The sequence below is a fragment of the Phocaeicola sp. ICN-14070 genome, from assembly GCF_037892625.1.
In the GTDB taxonomy this organism is placed as follows: domain Bacteria; phylum Bacteroidota; class Bacteroidia; order Bacteroidales; family Bacteroidaceae; genus Phocaeicola; species Phocaeicola plebeius.
This window is the reverse complement of record NZ_JBBKBF010000122.1, coordinates 1-3,820: the sequence shown is the minus strand read 5'-3', so window position 1 is coordinate 3,820 and position 3,820 is coordinate 1. Positions and strand designations below refer to the sequence as shown.

3 protein-coding genes are annotated in these 3,820 nt (G+C 37.2%); all 3 read left to right on the top strand.

Features of this window, described 5'->3' with window-relative positions; translation table 11 throughout:
* Window positions 1–137 precede the first annotated feature (137 nt).
* The 3 genes from WKT20_RS17690 to WKT20_RS17680 are packed head-to-tail and all read left to right on the top strand — an operon-like array spanning window position 138 to window position 3,716.
* Window positions 138–1,748 carry a site-specific integrase gene (locus WKT20_RS17690; RefSeq protein WP_007750048.1) on the top strand — a complete coding sequence of 537 codons (1,611 nt, stop codon included), beginning with the start codon at window positions 138–140 and terminating at the stop codon, window positions 1,746–1,748.
* Window positions 1,745–2,707 (top strand): tyrosine-type recombinase/integrase, encoded by a 963-nt coding sequence (locus WKT20_RS17685; RefSeq protein ID WP_117921377.1) that lies wholly within the window; start codon window positions 1,745–1,747, stop codon window positions 2,705–2,707. Before WKT20_RS17690 ends, WKT20_RS17685 begins: the two co-directional genes overlap by 4 nt.
* Complete coding sequence (locus tag WKT20_RS17680) at window positions 2,685–3,716, top strand: tyrosine-type recombinase/integrase (RefSeq protein ID WP_007750053.1); 1,032 nt, start codon at window positions 2,685–2,687, stop codon at window positions 3,714–3,716. The genes WKT20_RS17685 and WKT20_RS17680 overlap by 23 nt, the downstream gene beginning before the upstream one ends.
* Window positions 3,717–3,820: the final 104 nt, after the last annotated feature.

Below are 3,820 nucleotides of genomic sequence, written 5' to 3'. Positions count from 1 at the left end.
ATCATTAATGTTGCCCATTTGTTTATGTCAGTTTCTTTCATATTTATTTGATAATTAGAGTTCTTATCGAATTTTGTACAACATAATTTTGGATGCTCGTTTATATTATATAGTATTACTCATATAATTATAAGAGCATGTTAGAACAAATCATTATCCGCAAGTCATTCCTTAAAAAACATTTGGCTGCACCATTATTAAAGGAGCGAGAATACTTTCTAACTATGAAAAGTAAGGAAGGATTGTCCCGGCTAACACTATTGGGGTGGGCTGGGTATTCGCTCAAGTTTATCCAATATTTCGATCTTCATGATGGCGAAAAGAGAATTGTGTCACTTGATGATGTCGTTGAAGCTGCACGTCAATGGTCTTCACCCATTCCTGATCATTATCATTCTCGGAAACGTCATGATTGCCCTTCCTCAAGAATCAAATTCATTGAGATGGCTGTTGAATTCTTACTATACGTAGGTCTTTTAGATTCTCGTTACCAAGACGACATCATCAATTATCTCGCAGAGCGCAAATGGCACAGAGTCAGACTGATTGCCGCTCCCTTTTATAAAGAGAGAATGTCTTTCTTGATGGATTGCAAATCAAAAGGTTTTAAAAGACAGACACTTCAGCTTTATGCACAGTATCAACTTCATCTAATAGAGTATCTTGATTTAAAGAACTTCCGTATTGTTACCAATGAGGAAATCTCAAATGCAGCAAAAAAATGGCAAAACCTGGAAGACAAAGGTTCTCACAAGAAGAAAGGCACCAAGTCTAATTATAGTTTCTTCATCTATTTTGCAAATATGTGGCTTAAAGAGCTACATATGCTACCAGAATCAGGATCTCCTTCAATATCAGATATACGCATAAATGAATACCTTAATCACTTGGCATACAGGAGATATTCTCATGCCTATATTAAGGGAAGGAGATATATACTCACCTACTTTTACAAGATAATAGAAAAGGAGAACCAGGAACACCCTTTAACATTGGAAGATATAGATAAATACATTGAATACTACACGATTAACAAGGTTCAACGTAACACGCTGAAAGAGTACCTGTGTTGTATTCGTGTATATCTTCGTTATGCAGTCGAAAAGGGGTGGTGTATTACCGACCTAGATAAGGCGTTAATCACTCCCAAAGTATATAGTGAAGAAAATCTCCCTTCTTTCTTGCCGTGGAATAAAGTTCAAAAACTGTTACAAACAGTCAAAGAACAAACTGGTAAATCCGCATCGCGCGACTATGCTATTTTTATGTTACTTGCTATGTACGGTTTACGTTGTAGTGAGGTGGCAAACTTGAAGATTAGCGACATCGATTGGCGTAAAGAACAAGTCTATATTAAGCGTGCGAAGAATTGTCGACCACAAGTGTTACCACTTCTACATAATGTAGGAGAAGCTATTATCGCTTACCTAAAACAGGGAAGGCCAAATGACATAGGAAGCGATAGCTTGTTCTTTTGTACACCAGCCCCGATACGTCCTATATCTTGTACAGCCATAGCTTCCGTCGTATATAGGTATTTGAAATCCAGCGAAATGGACGTTAGGCACAAAGGTCCCCATTGTTTACGCCATAGCCATGCAACTTTCTTGATAAACGAAGGACAAACCTTAAAGGATGTCGGTGATTTACTGGGTCACAAAAGTATGGAAGCGACAAGAATATATGCAAAAGTGGATCTCAATTCACTTAGAGATGTTTCAAATATTAACTGGGGGGAGCTTCTATGAGTATAAAAGAAACTGTTGAGTCATTTATCAAGTTTCGTAGGTCTATTGGTCGTAAGGATCAGAGTACAACTTACTCTTTGAGATTATTTGCTAAGTTCATTGGAGAAACAACAGAATTAACTTCAATAACGGAAAGCGATTGTAATGCCTTCCTTTACAGAAAAGGAAATGTCATCACCAGATATTGGCATTCTCAGCACTGCATTCTGAAAAAACTTTTTGAGTGGGCTTTTTCTAGAGGACTCATTCAAAACATACCTATTCCCGTTTTTCTGCCTAAAGCTCCAGAGTATTATCCCGCTTACATATATACGGATGACGAACTGAAGAGACTGTTTGATTGTGCGCTTACATATCGCAAATATAGATCATTTGTTAATGAGCCAATATGTATACGATATATCTTGATGATCACGTATATGCTTGGACTCAGAATAAGTGAGACCTTATCCTTAAAAATAAAGGATATTGATATGGATAATATGTACGTGCATATACATTGTAGTAAGTTCTACAAGTCTCGCTTGGTTACTTTCAACGAACAAATATCAAAATTGATGCAAGAGATATTACAATGGCGAAGTACTCAAATGTCCCCAATGGTAGAGGATGCATATGTTTTCATTAATCAGAAGGGGAAACCTGTTAATTTTGTATCTTTACATCAGATATTTGCGACCATTCGTAAGAATGCAGGTCTTTATTTCCCTGATAGAGGACGTCATCAGCCTAGAATACATGATCTTCGCCATACTTTTGCGGTCGACGTCCTTACTAACTGGTATAAATCAGGAAAGAACGTACAGGATTTACTGCCGAAGTTGTCTATCTATTTGGGACATCTTAACGTGTCCTTCACTTCCGTCTATCTAACAAAGACGCCAACTTTGTTGCAGGAAGCAAACAAATTGTTTTATGCTTATAAAAACACGAACAATGAAGAACAGAAGAATTACTGAAACAGAATATCTTGGCTATTGGCTAAGACCATTCCTCATAGAGTACTTAATTGTCACTCGAAACCTTAGTCGTAACACTCAGATGAGTTATCGTGATACATTCCGTATGTTGGTATCGTATGTCTCTACATTAATAAGTATTGCAATAGACAATCTCAAAATCTCGGATATTACGACTGACGTTATTACGAAATTTCTTGATTATCTGGAAATTGAGAGAAAAGTTTCCGTATCTTCAAGAAACAATCGTTTAGCTGCAATAAAGGCTTTCGCAAAGTTTCTGGCGTGGAAATCTCCTGAACATATAGATTGGTGTCACCATGTCACTCTTATCCCTTCAAAGAAAACGGAAAAACGCATGATAACCTATATGGACAAATCTGAGATCGAAGCCTTGGCTGATGCACCATTGAAAACATGCAAATATCAAGGGATAAGAAGTCGAGATCATGTCATTATCCTATTCATGTATAATACTGGCGCCCGAGTGTCTGAAGTTATTGGTGTTAAAGTGAAGGATGTTGCGATGCCTTCAAAACGTGGAATGCCAATGGTGACATTACATGGCAAGGGGCGTAAAGAGAGAATATGTCCTTTATGGGAGGATTTCTGGGATTTACTCAAACAATTTATAGACAACAAGTTGCCTGACGATTACCTTTTCCTTAACCGATACAATCAGCCTATGAGCCGATTCTGTATTTATGAAATGATAAAGAAATACTCACAAGATGTAATCTTAAATCATCCCTCTCTTGCTAATAAACGCCCATCTCCTCACGTTATACGCCATACAACCGCCACTCATCTACTTAATTCTGGAGCGGATATTGATATGGTTAGAAATTGGATGGGACATAGCTCGATTGATACAACAAACATCTACGCCGAAATTAGCATGGAAAGGAAATTAGAAGTTCTCAAAAAATGTGAGCAGTCCGTTTCCGATACACCATCACGAAAATGGTCTGAGGATAAGGAGTTAATTACATTCTTAGATAGCCTCTAATTCCTCCAAAGATAGAATTATGTTGTGCAAAATGTCAAAGAACGATTGATTATTAATTGTTTAGACTAATGCCCAACATAATTCTATGTCAGACATAAATGATT